Origin of the sequence: Brachyspira catarrhinii (assembly GCF_005518285.1) — a bacterium.
Classification (GTDB): Bacteria; Spirochaetota; Brachyspiria; order Brachyspirales; family Brachyspiraceae; genus Brachyspira; species Brachyspira catarrhinii.
This window is the reverse complement of record NZ_SJDU01000318.1, coordinates 1-2,683: the sequence shown is the minus strand read 5'-3', so window position 1 is coordinate 2,683 and position 2,683 is coordinate 1. Positions and strand designations below refer to the sequence as shown.

The following is a 2,683-nucleotide window of genomic DNA, read 5'->3' as shown; positions in this document are numbered from 1 at the left end:
TTTATATAACCGAGTCCAATATCTTCCATTATTTTTAATATTCGAGTTATCGAAGTTATTCCGTCAAAAAATTCTATCGCTTCCGAAACCGTTAACTCCAAAACCTCGTAAATATTTTTATCTTTATATTTAATATCCAAAGTTTCCGCATTGAATCTTTTTCCCGCGCATTCTTCGCATGGAACTAAAACATTTGAAAGAAATTGCATTTCAAGTTCTATTAAACCCGCTCCTTCGCAAGTCGGACATCTTCCCGTTTTTACATTAAAAGAAAATCGTCCTTTATCGTATCCTCTCATTTTTGCAAGTTTTGTCGCCGCAAATAAATCTCTTATCGGAGAGAAAACTTTTGTATATGTCGCGGGATTGCTTCTTGGCGTCCTTCCTATAGGCGATTGGTCGACTTCGATAACCTTGTCTATATTTTCAATCCCTTCGATTTTTTTATGTTTTCCGACATTGAAAGTTTTTCCGTTTTTTCCATAAAAATGATTATGCAAAGCTCTCATTAATATATTGTCAATCAATGTCGATTTTCCGCTTCCCGAAAGTCCGCTTACCACTAAAAATAATCCCAAAGGAATTTTGACATCGATATTTTTTAAATTGAATTGCGAAGCTCCGATTATTTTTAAAAATTTTCCGTTTCCTTCCCGCCTAATTTTCGGAATTGGAATATCATCATCTCCGCGTAAATATTTTGCCGTATAAGATTCTTCCGATTTTATAAACTCTTCAAAATTTCCAATTCCAACTATATTGCCGCCCGAAACTCCAGCGTCTAATCCTATATCGACTAAATAATCCGATTCTTCCATAGTTTCTTTATCATGTTCCACGACAATAACGGTATTATTTTTATCTCTCAAAGTTTTTAAAGATTCGATAAGTTTTTTATTGTCCGATTGATGAAGTCCAATAGAAGGTTCGTCCAAAACATATAAAACGCCTTCGAGCCCGCTTCCTATTTGCGATGCCAATCTTATTCTCTGCGATTCTCCGCCAGATAGAGTGGGGGAGGCTCTTTCAATCGTAAGATAAGTAAGCCCGACTTTAACCAAAAAAGTTAATCTGTAAATTATTTCTTTTATAATCGGATTTCCTATAATCTCTTCGTTCGGTTTCAATTTTAATTTTGTAAAATAATTAAATAATTCTTCGATTGTCATTGAAGAAAAATCGGCTATCGTTTTACCGTCAAATTTAACGGCTAAAGCGTCTTCGTTTATTCTTTTTCCTTTGCATTTCGGACATTCCATTTCGTCCATGAAATTCGCATAATATGACATTTTATAAGTTTCATAATCATACTTTAATCTCGTTAAAATTCCCGGGACTTTTTCCTCGACTATTTTGCTATGATACCAAAATCTTTTTCTCCATCTAATTTCTTTATCCGTTCCGTAAAGCAAATATTTTTTTTCGGTTTTGCTCAAATCTTTCCAAGCCTTTTTCAAATCTATTTTATAAACTTTCGCTATAGTTTCCAATTCCTCGAAGCCGTATTCCATGTCGAAACCAATATGGTCGTCAACGAAACAACTTAAAGCGCCTTCGTAAATATTCAAATTTTCGTCTCTTATTATGTGCTTTTCGGTAAATATATGTTCGACTCCGAGTCCTCCGCAGACTGAACATGCTCCCATAGGATTATTGAAGGAAAATAAATTCGGCTCGATGTCGGCGATGGAATGCCCGCAATTTGCGCAAGACCTTTCCGTTGTGTATAATCTGTAGTATTTGTCTATTTCGGATTGTTTGCTTATTTTAGTTTTTTTTCTTTTAGTTTTATTTTCTTTATTATTTTCATTTTCCGTCTCGATTTCAAGCTCATGCTCTTCGTAAAAAGCGACTAATCCTTTCGTTATTCTTATCGCTCTTTCAATATCGTCCGTTATGCGCGATAAATGTTTGTCTTCCGTTTTTATTCTATCAATGACGATTTCTAAAGTATGTTTTTCGTATCTTTTGAGTTCGGGAATTTGATTTTCTTCAAATTTATAAACGATATTGTCGATTCTTATTCTTGTGTAGCCCGCGTTTTTCACATCTTCGATTTCTTTTCTATATTCTCCCTTTCTGTCTCGCACAATCGGAGCTAAAATTAAAATTCTTTTGTCTTTAAAATCTCTTAAAACCGTTTGCGCTATTTGGTCTTCGCTCTGTTTTGAAATTTTATGTCCGCATTTTGAACAGTAAGGAGTTCCGAGACGCGCGAATAATAATCTAAAAAAATCGTAAATTTCCGTCACAGTTCCAACGGTAGAACGAGGATTTTTATTCACGCTCTTTTGGTCGATTGATATTGTGGGAGAGAGTCCTTCTATATGCTCTACGTCCGCTTTTGCCATTACTCCCAAAAACTGCCGAGCGTAAGCCGATAGAGATTCCAAATATCTTCTCTGTCCTTCTTTAAATATCGTGTCGAAAGCGAGAGAAGATTTTCCGCTTCCCGAAACTCCCGTCAAAGTCGTCAAAGTTCTATGCGGAATGGAAAGCGAAATATTTTTAAGGTTATGCTCTTTAGCTCCTCTTATTTCAATAGAATCGTTCATTTAAAAACCTTTATAAAACATTAATTAAAAAATTAAAAAAAATAAAAAATTATTAAAGTAAAAAGTTAAAATATTATAACATAGATTTTATATAAAAACAAAAGTTATTATATATTATATCATAAAAT

1 protein-coding gene is annotated in these 2,683 nt (G+C 33.9%); it reads right to left on the bottom strand.

Translation table 11 applies throughout. The annotated features are described in order from the left end of the window. Positions 1-2,555, bottom strand: a 2,555-nt coding sequence (uvrA, locus tag EZH24_RS09925; protein ID WP_137998988.1) for an excinuclease ABC subunit UvrA, incomplete at its 3' end; no start/stop codon positions are given. Positions 2,556-2,683: the final 128 nt, after the last annotated feature.